Origin of the sequence: Rhizobium aethiopicum (assembly GCF_014197535.1) — a bacterium.
GTDB classification, from domain to species: Bacteria; Pseudomonadota; Alphaproteobacteria; order Rhizobiales; family Rhizobiaceae; genus Rhizobium; species Rhizobium aethiopicum_A.
Window position 1 is genome coordinate 43,418 of the sequence record NZ_JACIFV010000020.1, and the last position, 16,229, is coordinate 59,646.

At 58.4% G+C, this 16,229-nt stretch carries 12 protein-coding genes; 6 read left to right on the forward strand and 6 right to left on the reverse strand.

Translation table 11 applies throughout. The features are described 5' to 3' along the window. Positions 1–46: 46 nt before the first annotated feature. Positions 47–958, reverse strand: a complete 912-nt coding sequence (locus tag GGD53_RS22935; protein ID WP_008536031.1) for a LysR family transcriptional regulator — start codon at positions 956–958, stop codon at positions 47–49. Between the two features lie 242 nt (positions 959–1,200). Here GGD53_RS22935 and GGD53_RS22940 point away from each other — a divergent pair, with 242 nt between their 5' ends. The 4 genes from GGD53_RS22940 (at position 1,201) to GGD53_RS22955 (ending at position 4,837) form a co-directional block, all read left to right on the forward strand. Then, the gene (locus GGD53_RS22940) at positions 1,201–1,866 is read left to right on the forward strand and encodes an ABC transporter permease subunit (RefSeq protein WP_016737469.1); all 666 of its coding nucleotides are present in this window, start codon (positions 1,201–1,203) and stop codon (positions 1,864–1,866) included. Positions 1,867–1,870: 4 nt separating this feature from the next. Continuing rightward, on the forward strand, positions 1,871–2,620 hold the full coding sequence (locus GGD53_RS22945) for an ABC transporter permease (RefSeq protein WP_085861377.1): 750 nt from the start codon (positions 1,871–1,873) through the stop codon (positions 2,618–2,620). Positions 2,621–2,677: 57 nt separating this feature from the next. After that, entirely contained in the window at positions 2,678–3,520 is an 843-nt protein-coding gene (locus GGD53_RS22950; protein WP_085861376.1) for a transporter substrate-binding domain-containing protein, read from the forward strand. 81 nt (positions 3,521–3,601) lie between these two features. Then, on the forward strand, positions 3,602–4,837 hold the full coding sequence (locus tag GGD53_RS22955) for a CapA family protein (protein ID WP_085861375.1): 1,236 nt from the start codon (positions 3,602–3,604) through the stop codon (positions 4,835–4,837). 79 nt (positions 4,838–4,916) lie between these two features. On the opposite strand, the gene GGD53_RS22960 is transcribed toward GGD53_RS22955, so the two are convergent. From GGD53_RS22960 to GGD53_RS22975, 4 genes are all read right to left on the reverse strand, one after another. After that, entirely contained in the window at positions 4,917–5,402 is a 486-nt protein-coding gene (locus tag GGD53_RS22960) for a helix-turn-helix domain-containing protein (RefSeq protein WP_085861374.1), read from the reverse strand. Positions 5,403–5,782: 380 nt separating this feature from the next. Continuing rightward, positions 5,783–7,189: a hypothetical protein gene (locus GGD53_RS22965; RefSeq protein ID WP_184459123.1), complete on the reverse strand. Its 1,407-nt coding sequence runs from the start codon at positions 7,187–7,189 to the stop codon at positions 5,783–5,785. Between the two features lie 2 nt (positions 7,190–7,191). Continuing rightward, positions 7,192–8,418: an MFS transporter gene (locus tag GGD53_RS22970; protein ID WP_184459124.1), complete on the reverse strand. Its 1,227-nt coding sequence runs from the start codon at positions 8,416–8,418 to the stop codon at positions 7,192–7,194. A 98-nt stretch (positions 8,419–8,516) separates the two neighbouring features. After that, positions 8,517–9,572, reverse strand: a complete 1,056-nt coding sequence (locus GGD53_RS22975; RefSeq protein WP_246717862.1) for a helix-turn-helix domain-containing protein — start codon at positions 9,570–9,572, stop codon at positions 8,517–8,519. Positions 9,573–9,658: 86 nt separating this feature from the next. On the opposite strand from GGD53_RS22975, the gene GGD53_RS22985 reads away from it, so the two are divergent. Both GGD53_RS22985 and rctB read left to right on the forward strand, forming a co-directional pair. Further along, the gene (locus GGD53_RS22985; RefSeq protein ID WP_085861370.1) at positions 9,659–10,672 is read left to right on the forward strand and encodes a class I SAM-dependent methyltransferase; all 1,014 of its coding nucleotides are present in this window, start codon (positions 9,659–9,661) and stop codon (positions 10,670–10,672) included. A 163-nt stretch (positions 10,673–10,835) separates the two neighbouring features. Continuing rightward, positions 10,836–11,306, forward strand: coding sequence for an SMa0974 family conjugal transfer regulator (rctB, locus tag GGD53_RS22990; protein ID WP_008536021.1), 471 nt, complete (start codon positions 10,836–10,838; stop codon positions 11,304–11,306). Positions 11,307–11,410: 104 nt separating this feature from the next. Here the strand turns inward: rctB and traA are convergent, their stop codons facing one another. Further along, positions 11,411–16,099, reverse strand: a complete 4,689-nt coding sequence (gene traA, locus GGD53_RS22995) for a Ti-type conjugative transfer relaxase TraA (protein ID WP_085861369.1) — start codon at positions 16,097–16,099, stop codon at positions 11,411–11,413. Positions 16,100–16,229: the final 130 nt, after the last annotated feature.

Consider the following 16,229-nt stretch of genomic DNA (forward strand, 5'->3'; position numbering starts at 1 on the left):
CGCAACATCTGTTTTCCGGTGCGAGGGTCATACCTCGATGCGATCGTCAAGCAGCCCGATCTGTCAAAGCCGCGACTATCTCTTCCAATGCAAATCTTAGGCTATCACTCAGCTTTCGATCTTTTTGCCAAACGACGACGTAGTGATATGTTGCCCCTGGCTGAAATTCGCGGAATGCAACGTCGAATTCAGCATATTCGCTCGCAATGATCTCGTTCGTAATCGAAACGCCGATCCCTGCCATGACATAGCCAATGTCATGGCCATTGGCGTCATATTCCACGGCGATGTCAGGAGCGGTTCCCATATATCGAAGGGCATTGACGCTCATTTGGTGAGAGGCAATTTGCGGGTCGATATCGATGATCGCCTCACTAGCAAGATCTTCGGCAGTGACAAGCTGCTGTGCCGCAAATCGATGGTTGGCCGGAAAAAGACATACGTTGGTGGCCGAGCCGACGGGCACCCAATCAAGAATGCGCTCATCAAGAGGCAATCGGGAGATGCCAAGATCCGAGCGGCCGTTTAACACATGATCTGCAATCTGCTCATAAGTTCCTGATTTCACCTGAACGGCGTAAGAGCGGCTTCTCTCCCGAATCCTTTTGACCACTTTCGGCAAGGTCGCGAAGGAGAAAGCGCTTGGCGCCGCGATGCCGATCATTCGCGTATCGTTGTTCCGCAGGAAGTCGATTGACGGTCCGATCCGATCAAGTCCGGCAAACGCCGCGTCGATTGTGCGTAGAAATTCCCATGCCTTGACGGTGGGGATCAACCTGTTGTTTTCCCGGCGGAAGAGCGCGAAGCCGACAGTCTCCTCTAGCTGCTTGATGTTTTGGCTGACCGCCGGCTGGGTTATTCGCAACATCTGCGCTGCGAGCCTTTCCGAGCCGGCGCGCATAACCTCCCGCAATATTTGAAGGTGGCGGATCTTCACTCCGGAGTCGGTGATTTCCATGGCCGGGAATCTCAATCGTGGTCGAGCGACGCGCCTCATAAGTTGCGCTTATCAAAACTTCCTGAATCTTATAAATTGACGGCGGCAAGTCAAAGTATATTTTTGACATACGCCAAACTTAGAGCGCTGGTTAAGCTAATAAATCCAATCTACCCTCGGTTAAATCTCGGCAAGCTCTTAGTATATGTCGGGAGAATACCTTTCCGATTTCGGTGCGCTCGCAAGAATATTGGAGACTTGCATTGTACGCATTTGTAGATCAATTTTTATCTGGATTGAAGAACACACTTTTAGTGTTTGCCTTGAGCTGCGCTTTCGGGACCCTATTAGGTTTGCTTATTGCCGTTCTCCGCAACTCGACCCGCAAGTCGGTTTCATCGTGCATGCGGGCCTACACGGGCATCATCCGGGGTGTTCCGGAACTTCTGATCATCCTCCTGACGTATTTCGGCGGAACCGCCCTTTTGAGCGCGATTGCCGGTGGCTACATCGAGATTAATGCATTCGCGGCCGGTGTCGCGGCACTGACCGTCGTGTTCAGTGGGTACGCCGCGGAAATATTCCGTGGTGCGATCAACGCGGTTGCACCGGGCCAACGAGAGGCTGCAGCGGCGCTCGGGCTTTCGAACGCGCAGATTTGGTTTCTGATCATCATTCCCCAGATGATCCCGATCGCTCTGCCGGCATTCTGCAACCTTTGCATCTCCTTGATAAAGGATACATCGCTGATTTCCGTCGTCGGGCTGACGGATGTCATGCGCGTCGCCTATATAGGCGCGGGCTCACTGCGCGCTCCACTCCCCTTCTATCTCGCAGCGTCTGCAATCTACCTCGCCCTCACAAGCCTGTCGCTTCTTTCGTTCCGGTTATTGGAGCGCCGCTATTCGCTCCCGGCGATGAAAGGTTGAGACAATGAGCATGACCATCGCGCTTGAAGCGTTTCTCACCCTTCCCCGCGGCCTTCTTCTCACTCTGGTTCTGACATTCGCATCGCTTGCCGCAGGCTTCGCCGTCTCGGTCCCGCTCGCCTTCCTACGGGCATCATCAAATCCGTGGGCTTCCGCGCCCGTGCTGGCATATACCTATGCGTTCCGCGGCACGCCGCTTCTGGTTCAGCTTTTCCTGATTTACTACGGGATTGGCCAGCTTCCCCTCGTCCGCCAAAGCTTTCTATGGGCCGTGATGCGAGAGCCATTCTGGTGCGCGTTTATTGCTTTCACCCTGAACAGCGCCGCCCATACGACAGAAGTTCTGCGCGGCGGGATCCAGGCGGTACCGCGTGGGCAGATTGAAGCGGCCAAATCCTTGGGCCTTTCCCGTTTCCACACGGCCCGTCTTATCGTGTTCCCTTTGACCCTCAGGATCGCTCTTCCCGCCTATGCAAATGAGGTGGTTGGAATGCTGAAGGCAAGCTCCCTTGCAAGCACCATCACGCTGCTTGAGGTGACCGGGCTCGCCCGGCAGCTGGTGTCGGAGACATTCGCCCCATACGAGGTCTTCATTGCCGCGGGGGCTTTCTACCTGCTGCTTACCCTCTTGATTACGCAAGGTTTCCAGATGCTGGAGACGCGTTGGACGCCGACGGCAAACCGTCCACCGCCGGCGCAACGCGTACGTCGAAGAGCGGACGACAAGCCGCCTCTCGCCTCGGCTGAAACTTGACGCCAGCCCACATCCCGGACGCCAACAATCAAACTCAGCAATGAAAGGAACATCGTCGTGAAACGAACACTTCTGCTTGCCCTGTCTCTTGTCGTCTGCGCCAACAACGCGGGAGCAATGGACAGGAAGACACTGACAATCGCCTCTGAAGGTGCTTCGCCGCCCTGGAATGCCATCACCCCCCAAGGGGAGCTCGCCGGCTTTGACATCGACGTCGGCCGCGATCTTTGCCGGAGGATGAAGTTCGAGTGCACTTTCGTGCCTCAGGACTGGGACGGAATCATACCGGCGCTCACCGTTGGAAAGTTCGATGCCATCATGTCGGGGATGGCGATAACTGAGAAGCGGAAGAAATCGATCGCTTTTTCCAAGCCCTACGCCGGAGGTTTCAACCAACTCGTCATACTCAAAGATCTCGATCTTCCGCCCACGGATACGTCGGCCGAGCTCGACCTCACAACTATCGATCCTGAAAAGCAGGCAAAGATTGAGGAGCTTCGAGCCGCTCTCAACGGCAGAACTCTAGGCGTATTGCGATCATCGAATTCGGAAGCGGTGCTCAATGAACTGTTCGGAAAGGTCGCGACGATCAGGAGCTACGATTCCCAGGACAACATGCATCTCGATCTCGTAGCTGAGCGCATCGATGGCGGCCTTGCCGACTATTTCACCTGGAAAGCCTTCCTCGACAGCACGGATGGCGGGATTGCAACGCTCTACGGCCCGCGGCTCTCCGGTGGCCTGTGGGGCCCGGGTGTCGGCGTCGGGCTTCGGCAAGACGACGGCGAACTGGTTGCGGCATTCGATAGCGCCATCGAGGCCGCCACGAGCGACGGAACCCTGAAGCGGCTGAGCGAGCAATGGTTCAAGATCGATGTTTCGCCGCAGACATCGAACTAGACACTGGCTCTACGACACGCATTTCCCCCGAAGCCATAGCGCGTGAGCAGTCGGCAGTCCCAAAGATCGAAGGTAAACCATATGTCCGCACCCTTTTCCATTGCTGTCACCGGCCAGTCGCTCATCCGTCATGATCTTCGAGCGATCGGCGATCCACGGCTCGCTGAGATCGCCGAGATCCTCAAAGCAAGCGATGTTGCCTTCACCAATCTCGAGACGACTATCTATGGTCGTCATGGTGGATGGCCGCTCAAAGGCAGCTATTTCGGCGCTGCAACGCCGGATGTCTTGGCCGCGTTGAAGGAGCTTGGTTTCAATAGCCTGGCTCTGGCAAACAACCATGCTTTCGATCTTGGACCGCCGGGGATCCTCTCGACGCTGGAGGAGGTTGCGGCACACAATTTCCTGTATGCCGGCATCGGCCACAACAAGCATCACGCTTCCACGGCACAGAAAATGACGTTCGGATCCCGAAATGTTGCGCTGATTGCCATGGACGCTGGGCCAGGCCCGTCTTTCATGTACGCCGAGGACGCAACTGAGGGCAGGATAGCAAGGCCCGGCATCAATAGGCTGAAGGTCTCCAGGGTATTCGACCTGGAAACGGGAACATTCAACCTGCTTCGCTCCATTCAAGAGCGTCTTCTAAGTTCGCCCTTGGAGCGCGCGAACTATGCCCAGCCGGAGAATCCGCCTGATCTTCATGGCCAAGACGAAATTGATTTCTATGGAACCGTGTTTCGCAGATCAGATGAGACGGCTCGCCGCATCGTCGTGGACCGGCACAGCGCCTGGGTTCACCTTTCGGCGATCGCGGAAGAAGCGGGCCGCGACACACTCGTCATCGTGTATTTGCATCATCACCATTGGGAGCCGAACTGGCAGCAAGTCCCCGCCTGGGTGCGAGAATTTGCGCACGATTGCGTGAACGCGGGCGCAGGCCTCTTTGTCAGCCATGGCGCTCCGGTCCTTCAAGCGGTCGAGATATATCGGAATACGCCAATTTTCTACGGCCTTGGCAACTTCCTCTTCCATACGGAAAAGGACGAACAGGAATGGAGCCCGCCGGAGGTGTGGAGAAGCGTCATCGCGACCTGCAATTTTGAATCTAGCGGACGGCTGGAGAATATCCGCTTGCGCCCGATTGTGATCGGGGGAACCGAGGCATTATCCAATCCTGCACGCGATCGCCTCCCCTTCCCTGTGCTTGCCGATGGCAGAACGGCGGCAGATATCCTTGACGATCTTGCCGACCGCAGTACCGGTTTTGGCACTGTGCTTGACCGAGAGAAGAACGTCGGCCAGATCGTTTTTTAGATGCGGAATAAACCTGCAGTGCGCGACGAGAACTTTACGAACCGCTGGCCAATTTGCGGCCGCGCTCTTGTTGGTCTTTTCATGGGGAAACGTCCTTCTGTTCTTCCATCTCTTCATCGACAATCGAGCTGACGAGGGCAACGACCCGGCTGCGCACACGCGGAGAAAGGAGCAAAACGTCGTCTATCAGACGCCGTCCCTCCGCCGTGGAAATATAGGCAATCTTCTCATCGATCTCTGTTATGATTTGCTGGCCCTGAGTGGTTTCGGGATCTGGAAGGCCTTCGAAAAACCTCGAAACAGGGATCTTGAGGCAATTGGCAAGCTCGTAGAGCATCGAAGCGCTGACGCGGTTCTTGCCGCTTTCATATTTTTGTACCTGCTGCAAGCTCACCCCGATGCCGGCGCCGAGATCCCCTAGGGATACATTCGACTGCATTCGGCGGATACGGATTTGCTGTCCGACATGCCGATCAACTGGATGCACCAACTCGCGCGCTAAATTCGACTGTTCGGCTTGCGCAGGCCTCGAAGTCCGGACCTGTGCTGCTGCATAGCGCTTCATGGTGGACACCCCGATGGAGAGTTTCACGCGGTGCGCCCCCGCGGAATAACTCGCTCAACCCACTGATCGGGGAGTTAGAACACCGTGCTAGACGGCCCTGTGGCCTTTAGTTCCGAGGAACCTGGACATACGCCACAGGCTCCTCGACCGAAGGTCAAGGAGTGTGGTGCCGAATCGGCCGACACCAACCGCTAACAGGGGGTTCTAATCCCCAAGGCAGCGCGTACTGCCTCGCTGCCAAAGGTAGTTGAAATCCGCCCGCCGCGCAACCGAATTCTTTACAAGATTCAATAGCTTCGCTTTACGCGCGGACACTTGTCTCAAAAGCGAGAGGTCACGCTTTGGGCGGTAAAGTGGTCAGAAAACGAAAGGAGGTGCGATCAGCGGAACGCCCATTGGGAGGATTGTCTGCCCACTCTCCCTGAGGAATAGGCCACCGCAAGCTCCGCCCATAGGGGGTCCTGGGTGAAGCTGGAAAGGGGCCCGCAAGCGTCGATAATGCTCATCTTTCCGAACTGCTCGAGAAGCGTTTCAATTCCCCCACGGCTAAAAGCATTCAACAGCGAAAATGGCTCGCACGGCGAGGAGATGATGCGATGGCCCCAAACCCCCGGCCGTTCGTCCTTTGACAGTGCGTTGAGAAGCTGTGTGTCACGATGGTTGTTCCTCAACGCCTCGCAGAATGCCCAGCGCATCAACGGATAATAGATCGTATGCCGACTTCCACCCAGGACACGCACGCCAGGCAGGATCGACGTTACGATGAACATCAGCAGAAGGTTCGGAACGATCCGGCCAGTTCTCAGGGCCTCCACAAGACTTGGCGGCGAGAGTTCAACACAGACATCATCTGTCTCCTTCGACCGGAGGACCCTGCCATCCAGCCAAAGTGGAAAAAGCCGCCCTTCAATGCAGCCCCAGAAAAAATGCGTCGAGTTTTTCAGCCAGCCTCGCCAAGCCGTGTCAGCGAGTTGATCGATGAAATGGATGAGGCGCATCGCGAATGCTCGGTCCTCGATCAACGAGGCTCGCAGCCAGGACCGGCCATCGGAAAGGTGGTCCGCGACCAGATCGGCAACGTCGCTATCATCAAGCTGAAGAAAGTCCACCTGGCTCTCAGAATACCGCTTCCAGAGGCAAAGATTTGCCGCTTTGAGCGCCTCTGCCGCCGACTGGAATTCGCCAAGAGGCAAAAGGTCTCGCAAGTAGGAAATTGCCTCCGAGTCATCACCGGGCCTGTCGACGTTTTGAAGATGGAATCTGTAGCAGCCGTTTCTGCCAAGAATGCTGTAGGGGATCATTTTGCTGCGCGACAGCCCGAAGACATTGACTGCATCGCCATCGACGTGGAGCCAGGCCGGACCCTTGCGACCGCGTTCTACGAACTTCACTGTCGAGCAAGCGTAGGAGATATAGGATGTCCTGCCATGCGCGCGAAGTCCCATCAGGGAGAACAGATGGGTGTAAAAGGCGTCAGGCTCGATCAACAGGTGGAGGTGGGGGCCACACTGCAGCACCGGAGCGACTTCGATTTCGGTTTGAAAGCGCGATGCGGCTTCTGCTGAATAACCCTGACGTTGCGCGACGGCCGCCACGCGTGACCGCAATAAAGACATTGCCTGGCTTCGCGCGACGCACCCCGATCGATCCGATCCAACCGAGAAGGCCGCCTTTGCGTAGTCGTTCAGCGTTGCCTGCTCAAACTGACGCAACCAAGGGAATAATTCAAAAATGAGGGCCAACACCTCACCTTTTGAAACCAGGTCACTATTGGGCGACGTCTCCATCCTCAGACGAACCGCCTTTCCACCGGCGCTCCCCGATCCATGTTAAAGTGAAAGAAGAGCGCGACGGTCACCATCAGCGCCCCGAAGAGGCCGAAAATCCCCGAAGGTGGAATTGCGTCTCCGATCGTCCCGATGATGCCATACGCAAGAAGCCCTATCGAAACACAGATCGTGTGGATCTGGCTTCGCGCCCGCCCCAACATGTCAATTGAAACGGTCGATTGAACCCGTACATCGATCAGGATCCGCGTGACATTGTAGCAGAAGCCAAGCAACACCAGTTGAACGAGCCCGGACAAAAAGCTCTGGAAAACAGGAAAGCCCAACAGAACAATGCCAGCGAGCGCCGACTGGAAGAGGATGCTTTGTCGTCGCGAACGCGCCCTTCTGAGAAGAAGGGTTGAACAGCCCGCAATCGAACCGAGGGCCCAACCTGCCTCGAGATAACCGAACTCTAGCGCTGACCCCTTGAGTTCGCGGGTGACATATGCGGCGCCCAATACACTCACGAGCATGCCCATCGCATAGGTCAACGCATACATGACGGCGATGGTCTTCAGTGGGTGAACGACGAAGGTCGTCGGCAACAGATCCATCCGACGAATGCTCTTTGCCTGCAAATCCGATCGAGAACGAGAAGGCGGCTGGCGGCCGATCAGTGCCAGCAGCCCCAACAGTGATAGGGCGAAAAAGGCGCCAGGCAAGACCGACGTCAGATTCATCCCGATGGCGTTTAAGCTGTAACCGGTGACGATAGCGGCGATGAGATTGCCCGCCTGCATCGCAATATAAGACGCCGAATTGAATGAAGTGAGGTTCTTAGGACGCACGATGTCTGGAATGATGGCCTGCAGCGCAGTCGAATAGGTTCTGTCGATGAACGCGAAGATGGTCCACGATAGGCAAAGAACACCAAGTGGGTCACCGAACGAGAGACCAATACCCGTTGAAAATATGAGGATCAACCTTGACAAATCGCAAGCGATACAGACGAGGCGACGGTCAAATCGGTCAACCAGAACGCCGCCAACATTGCTGGTGAGTAACTCGGCGGCATTGCCGAGCGCCAAAAGGATGGCAAGAGCGCTCGCGCTCTTGCTGACATCGGTGGCGATCCATGCCGCCGTCGCAAAGTAGGCATTGCGTCCCGTGGCCGACGTCAGCACACAGAAGAGATAGATTCCGCGAGCGCCATACCGCCCTATGCCGCTGCTGACCGATGCGCCCACTTCATCCACACTCCTACTGGCCTTCGTGAGGACATGCTATTCCTCTGAATAGCTGGCGGCTTTCATGAATTTGATATTATCTCTCTTTCAGAACCAGGTTACTCCTTCCAGAGCGCCCGATACTCGGCAGGTGAAAATCCCGTCTCCCGGCGAAATCTGGTCGAGAGGTGGCTCCCGCTGGCGTAGCCACAGGCGATTGCGATCTCAGTCACGCTCATCGCAGTCGTGCGGAGAAGATCGGTCGCGCGTTCAAGACGGCGCTGGTTATAGAAGCCATATGGCGTCGAGCCTTGCGACTGCTTGAAAGCGCGGGAAAAATGCTCGTAAGTCAATCCCGCCTCTTCAGCCAGAGCGCGCACGCTCGGAGGTCGATCGATGTGAGCTTCGATTCGCCCTATCACCCGCTTGAGAACCGTAGGCGCCAGTCCTCCTCGAGACACTCTGCCAGTTGTGCCGGAGCGGCGCTGCAGAAGTCCGAAGATGGCCGCAAGATGCCCTTCAACGATCAGACTTCCCATGGAATCGTCGTGTGAAAGTTCTCCGGCAATCTGCCGCGCCAAGCACTGAATCGGCAGATCTCGAAATCCAAGCTCCGGACGTAAGGTGCCGGTGCGCGGCAGCTTGGTCGTAAGGTTGGAGAAGAAATCCTGCGTCACGGTTATCATAAGATAACAACCCTCAGCATCCCCTTCATCCCAACCGGTCCAATGGCAGCCGGGGGGAATATAAACGAGCGAGCCGTCTGGGCGCGGACTGAACTCGACTCTTCGTCCGTCCAGGAAGTTTTCGCCGGATGCCGCGGTACCCCTTATGTTGAGGAAGATCAGGTGGTCATCCGCGACAACGTCGATAACCTGTCGCCCCAGACCGCGCCGGCGAACGACGTCGGCGCTGGCATGGCTCCAAAGGCCTCGTTGGTGAAGGATGGTTTCCCCTTGTGACTTCTTCATCCGTTCGGGCTGAATTGTTGGAACGATCCTCACTCGACCGGCTGCTCCCTTGAAAAACCGGTGTGGTAGCGACCCTACCTCACCCCAAGTTGTCAACAAGCCAGGCTTTAACCTCAGGTCGAATTTCATGTCAATTTCATGAAAACCAATCAAAATCGTGGATGCGAAAACATGACGTTCGCGATCATCTTCTGCCGACATCATCGCTGACGGCACAATCTTTTCAGGATGCGCGATTTCCCTCCTGAATCCCAAAAACGCGATGGTGCGAGAGAAAGGCAGGCTTTCGCATGTGTGAATTTGCCGACTTCATTGAGGAGTGCGACCGTGCCCCTCGCCTTAACGAGCTTTCTGAGTTTTTTTCGACCACCGCATCCGGTGAGGCCGGAATGCCTATCCGTCCGCCTGAGCTCGATCGCCGCTTGTTCCCAGTGGACATGACGTTCAGGCGCTTTTCAGCCCTTCATCCGCTGCGCCAAGGTCCATTCGATAAGCACTACCTGAGCAGCATACCCTACCGCCTCGAAGAGGAGTGCCGCATAGGCAGCGCGATCCTCAAATACGCGCGCGCCAGAAAGGGTCAACTGCAGCTCTACACGCTAGGTACAGCCGAGGGGACGATGGCTCGTGTGATCGGCGAACTTGGCAATGGCAAGATAGAAACACTGTCCTGCAGTCCCAACGTCGAGAACCTTAGAAGCTTCTATGCCTATGGCGTTCCTCCTCACGCCATGTTTTTTCACGGACCATTTCATCATTTGACATCGCAAAGGGTCCAAGAAGACGTGGAGCTCCGAAAGTTTGGCAGCGGTTTCGATATCATCCTCGAGGACACGACTTTCCAGATGTATTCGCCAAATCGCTTCGATCAGATCCGTTTCGTCTCGCAGCATCTCAAGACCAACGGGCTCTTCATGTTCGTCGAGAAGTTCAGGCATGAAGACGCCGAGGAATATCGGCGGCGGGAACGCCAGAAGGACCATAGCTTCAAAGCTCGCTTCTTCAGCGCGTCAGATATTCGCGCCAAGGAAGAGACGGTGCTAACGCGAATGGATCGAAACGAAGTCACCCTTTCGGAGATGAGCGAAACACTACGCCGGTTCTTTGGACACTCATTCGTCACCTGGAACAGCGGCAATTTCTACACGCTTGTCTCCAGCAACAGTCGGGAGAATCTCGACCTGTTCCTATCGAAGCTGTCCCCACCCGCGATTCCGGCAGAATATGTCTATGCGGACCTTCCCTACCGCCTTTACCCGGAATCCGAAGCAAGGCGGCTATCGGGGCGATCTTGGACCCTTTAGCGATTCCTCATCTTCACCGTCGCGTAAGCGCAACTGCGTCACGTCTTCACGAGCCTCAACTGGAACAACGTTCGCGTCAGCAGAAAGCGCTCCATCACGTTGAGCAGCCCTCAGCGCTTTGCCACCTCTAAAAGCCTTTTTTCTCCAAATAGGCAGGAACAGCATGAAGAAATCGATTGGCGAAGTCCGTCACTTCGTTGAGCTGAGCCCGCCGTGCAACGCGCATCTGGTCCTGCCACGAGCGCCATCATTCGCGGGTGAGGAAGATGTTCCAAAGTGCGTGCACGTCGCCGAAGCGTGTGTCGCAATCACGCGCACGCAGCACGTTGCCGACAAGATCTGCACGCAAATCGAGAACTTCTACCAATCCCTCGTCTCCGTGGGACCTGACAGGTTTCTAGCTTTCGAAGGTGGAGGCGCGATCATAAGGCCGACCAGTGAAAGCCTGTTCTTCACGGTCTCAGCGCGAGACCTCGTCACTTTCTGTGGCATCCGCGCGCTGCTGGAAGCAGGCTTGTTTCTGGCCACGTCCGTGTCCGAGGGGGCTATAGAGTGGCTTCACGCAGACGGCACCCGATCTGGTGAAACCTGCAATCGCCTCTACAACGACCGCTGCGGAACGGACGAACAGTAGCTTCGACCGCTCCGCCACCCAAAGGAAGATCGATCTCGGGACAATCGGGTCGTAGTGCTTTTCCAATCGACCAACCATTTCGTCCCCCCGCTTTTCTTCGAGTCTCAGAGGTTGATGCCGCGAGCGCGGCTAGCAGCCCTTTGGCGCCGCTCCGCTATGATCTGCTCACTGCTCTGCAGACGGACAGTCTGCTGCAGGACCTTCAGCCGCTCCTGCATCGCCTCGAAAGCTCGACGCTGCGCCGGCGGCACGCGGTTGACAAGATCCTTGTCACCCCGGACGAGGGCATTGCGACCAAAGCGCTCGTCGAGCGCTCGGCTGACAGCGGCAAACTCCCGGCCAATGCCCGGATCGAGGGAAGCGGCGGAAACACTCAGCTTCCTGCTGTCCTTGCTCACCTCGACCGTCAGGTGCGCCAACGCCTCTTCCGCAGCTTTCGAAAGAGCTGGAATGGCAACCGCCATGCGCCGCCGTTCGTCCGTGATAGCCTGGCGTTCGGCATCGAGGGCATTGAGGTGGGCCGCACCGAGCGCGCGCAGGCGCGCTGCAGCTTCCGGCACGGCCGCCACAGCCTCTTTCCGCTCTCGGCCAGAGGTCAGCATCCGGTCCATCAGGCGATCCGAACCACGCAAGGCACCATAGGCGGCAGGATTGTTGGTCACCGCGGCTCCAATGCGCTCGGCGGCAAAACCTTTCTGGAGAAGTTCCTCGATCTTGCCGACGACTTCAGCCGGATCGCGCCAGATTGTCGTTGCCGCGTTGGCCAATGCGCCACGCTGCTGGCGATAGAAAGGGTTGGAGAGCGCCCGCAATCGAGCCTCATCGTCGACCGACGTCTTGAACGCGATGACGGCAGCAAGCATCGGCGGCACGGCGACATTCTCCTTCCCCGGTCCGTTCTCTGTCTCTTGGCCCCGAACAACACTGGCGCCGGCGACGACCTTCGAACGATCCCGACGTTCGGCGAGGTGCTGCTCGTCGGCAAAGCGTCGCACGGCGTCGAACAAGCGGGTCAGCTTTCCGCGCCGTTCATCCGTGAGGTCCTCCGGCATGCGCTCGACAATGTTGCGTTCAGCGATCGCATCCGCCTTCGCGCTAAATGCGCTCCAGCCAAAGCGGGCCGTCAAAGCTTCGCTCACCGCCTTGATCTCCTGCACCACCGATCGATCCTTGGCGGTAAGCGCAAAGGCCGTCTTGTAGGCATCGTCCCCGCCCTGGCGGCGCACCGCCTCGATTTCCATCAGACGTGCCATGGCGCGTTCGGAGAGCGCCGGGATCGACAATGACATATGCGCGCGGCGCGTCTGCTCGCGCAGTACGAACCGTTCGGCGTTCCTGCGGAACTCGGTCGCATGGGCACGGGCCATCGGAAGCAGTTCCTTCACGGCCGCGACAGCGAGATTGCGCTCTTCACGCGCCGCGCCTCCGTCGACGATCAGCTCGGAGCCACGCAGCCGGCCAAGCCGACCAGGGGCTGCCGCAAGGTCGTCGGCGAGCCTGCGGGGTGCGACCCCGATATCCGACGCCAGTGCATTCAGGGAGACGAGCGCTGCATCCGGATCCCGGTAGATCTTCTGCAGCAGCGGCCGCAGGATCACCTCCCGCTCCGTCCAGGCCGGCGACGCAAGCTGCGCCAACCGCGCATCCTCCTCGACGCTGCTGACAAAGGACGTGGCCGGCGGGATCAGATAGCGTGTTTCAGCAGCACTTGCGCCCGAGACGGAGTGGGATGCAGTTCGCGCGTCACTGGACGTCGCTTCGACCATCGTCTGGCTCCGCTCTTCATTGTAGACGACCCGCCGTTCCCGCTCGATGGCAAAGCCGAGCGCCACGCTTGCCCTCTCCCAGAGCTTTTCCACCTGCTCCCGCTTTGCGGCAATCCACGCCCAGCGCCGGGTAAGGCTTTGCTCCATCTCGGCTGCGGCCAAAGAGAGATGATCGAGCCCGCGGCGCCGGGCGAAGTCGTTCGCGTGTGCGCGGTAACTGGCCTCGCTCTCAAAATCGAGCGTCGTCGTCTTGGCACCGGAGCGCGACAAGCGTTCGACGAGCGGATTGAAGAGTTCCGGCCGATGACTTTCCCGCGCGATGCGCTCCTGTCGTGCGCTAGCGGTCTCGACCTGACTGGCCGTCCAGACGTTGCGATCGACCTCCCTCTCCTCGTAATGCTTGTGACCTGTCTTCTCGTCGACTACGGCAATCTGGACCTTGACCCGCTCGACACCATCCTTTCTGAGCGTCACGGTGTCGCCTTCCTGGATGCCGGCCTCCTCGAGTGCCTTCGGCAGGCTCACGCCCCAAAGCCGATGGACGGTTCCGTCGTCCGCCCTGACGTCGGCATAAGGGCTGTCGTCGGCATCCTCGTCATCAGGCCGGAATTTGGCTTGGCCGGTTTCGACAAGCTCGCCGGTCACACCCGCGGCATGATCGACACGCGGCTTGCGTCCCCATTCAGGTTTTGCCGCAAAATCTTCTTTGGCCGCATAAAGATCGACGCGGTCGCGATGCCTCGTCATCGACACATAGGTCAGATGCTGGTCCATCATCCCGGTTGCCAGCACGAAGGTGCGATCGACGGTGGCGCCCTGCGATTTGTGGATCGTTGCGGCATAGCCGTGATCGACATGGCGATAGCTGTCTTCGCTGAAGACGAGCTTGCGGCCGTTGTCGAGCAGAATCGAAAGCAGCGGATCTCCACGCTTGTCGCCGGTGGAAACGACGGTGCCGAGCATGCCGTTCTTCACATACTGTGGCCCGGAGTGCTTGGCGCGCGGCTCAAGGAAGCGGGCGTTCTCCAGGAAGATGATCCGATCGCCGGCGGCAAATTCCCGTGCGCCCCGCTCGCTCCGGAAGCTGCGGCTTTCGCCAAGCGCTCCCTCCTGCGTCATCACCGATCGCAGCGCCTCGTTCAACTTGCGAACATCGTCGTTGGTGTGGGCGAGCACCAGCAGTTCATCACCGCGAAGGCGGCCATCCCCGCCCTCAGACGTTGATCGCTCTATTGCCTCTCTGCGCGCAGCAGCCCAGTCGGAGACGATCCGATCGATCGTTTCCTCGCGTGACCCTGCCTCGACCAGATGGCCATGCCGGGCATAGGCGTCGAGGCCCTTCTCGACCTCGCCGCGGGCAAACAGCCGCGAGGCATTACGTGCCCAGGCCTCACGCTGGCGGCGCACGCCGGCAAGCTCTGCAAAGCCGATGCGTTCGGTAATTGCCCGGAAGGCAGCACCGGCCTGGATCGGCTGCAGCTGCATCGCATCGCCGACCAGCACGACCTTTACCTCAGCCTCCTCGGCAATCTTCAGCACACGGGCCATCTGCTGCGAGGCCACCATGCCGGCCTCGTCGATCACCAGCACATCACCGCGATGGAGCGTATCGCGCCCATTGGCCCAGGCCAGTTCCCAGGAGGCAAGCGTCCGCGACTTGATGCCGGAACTGTCTTGCAGCCCTTCCGCGGCCTTGCCGGCAAGGGCTGCACCGATCACCCGGTGTCCCTCGCTCTCCCAGGCAAGACGTGCGGCAGCAAGCAGCGTCGATTTGCCGGCGCCGGCAAGGCCTACAATAGCGGCAATGCCACCATCACCGGTGACATGACGGACAGCATCGACCTGCTCTGCATCGAGCCGAAACGGATTCTTTGGATCGCCGCTCTCCACGCGTTCGATCGCCACCGTCACATTCCGCTCGGAAACACCGAAGCCGCGACGCTCCGACAAAACCCGCGCCGACTGCGCCATGTCGTATTCGATGCGCAGCATCTCCCGCGTCGTAAACACCGCGGGCTCCGACACCTTTCCTGTCTCTGCCTCGATCTCCTGCGGCTTCAGTATGACCAATTGGTCCGACGCCATCAGCCTGGCGCGGATGTTGGCAAAATCGGTGGGATCGTCGACATAACGGTGCAGCGCCCTGGCGATATCCCTCTCGTCGAAGGTAGAGCGTTCATTGCCGAGCTGCTTCAGCAAAAGCTCCGGCTCTGAAAGCAGCCGATCGGCCATCTCCTGGCGGCGGGCGAGATCGGCCGGCGCGAAGTGGAGCTCCCTGCCCTTCCTCGCCAGCGCCGCCTTCTCCGGCCCGAGATGTTTTTGCGCGATGCCGTCGAGGCCCTGTTCGGCATAGGAGCGACCGTCGAGGCGGATGTCATGTCCGGCCAGCGCCAGATGCCGGTTGGCCGTTTCCGCCCAGGCGATCTTCCACGCCTTCATCGTTTCCTTGTCGCCCGCCCAGACTTTGTAGACGATCTTGCCGTTCGGGCGGTCCGGCGTGACGACACGCAGCGGCTTGCCACCCTCACCAAGCACTGGAACCTTCTTTGCCCCGAACCCCTCCTCCGTCAGCGGCCGGAGCGTCGTCATCAGGTGGATGTGCGGGTTGCCGTCCTTGTCGTGATAGACCCAGTCGGCGATCATTCCTTTCGAGGTGAGATTGTCGCGGACGAATTCGCGCACCAGCGTGATATTCTCGGCCCGCGTCAGCTCCTCCGGCAGCGCGATGATCAGTTCGCGGGCGAGCTGCGCATCTGCCCGCGTCTCGAAGGCGTCAACGGCATTCCAAAACACTTCGCTGGCCTTGCTGACGGACTGACCTGATATCGCCGACCGCAGCCAATCCGGGATCTCATCCGGCAGCGCCAGTTCCTCATACATCAGTTCGCCCGCCCCACCGCGATAGCTGAACGACGTTCCCGCCTGCTCGTCCATCATCCGGGCGCGGTGGCGATAGGCGGCAGCCGAGACGATGCTGCGTCCCGATCCCCTGCTGATCACCTGCGCTCTGACGAACATGATCGCCACTGGCGTCTCCAGACTGGCCCAAGCACGTCGCGACAGCGACGTATATTGCGCCCTCAAACAGATCGGACCGAAGGGCCGATGCCGCTTTTCTGGTTGCACGGTAGCGCATTTTACTGTTTTATTCTAGTTA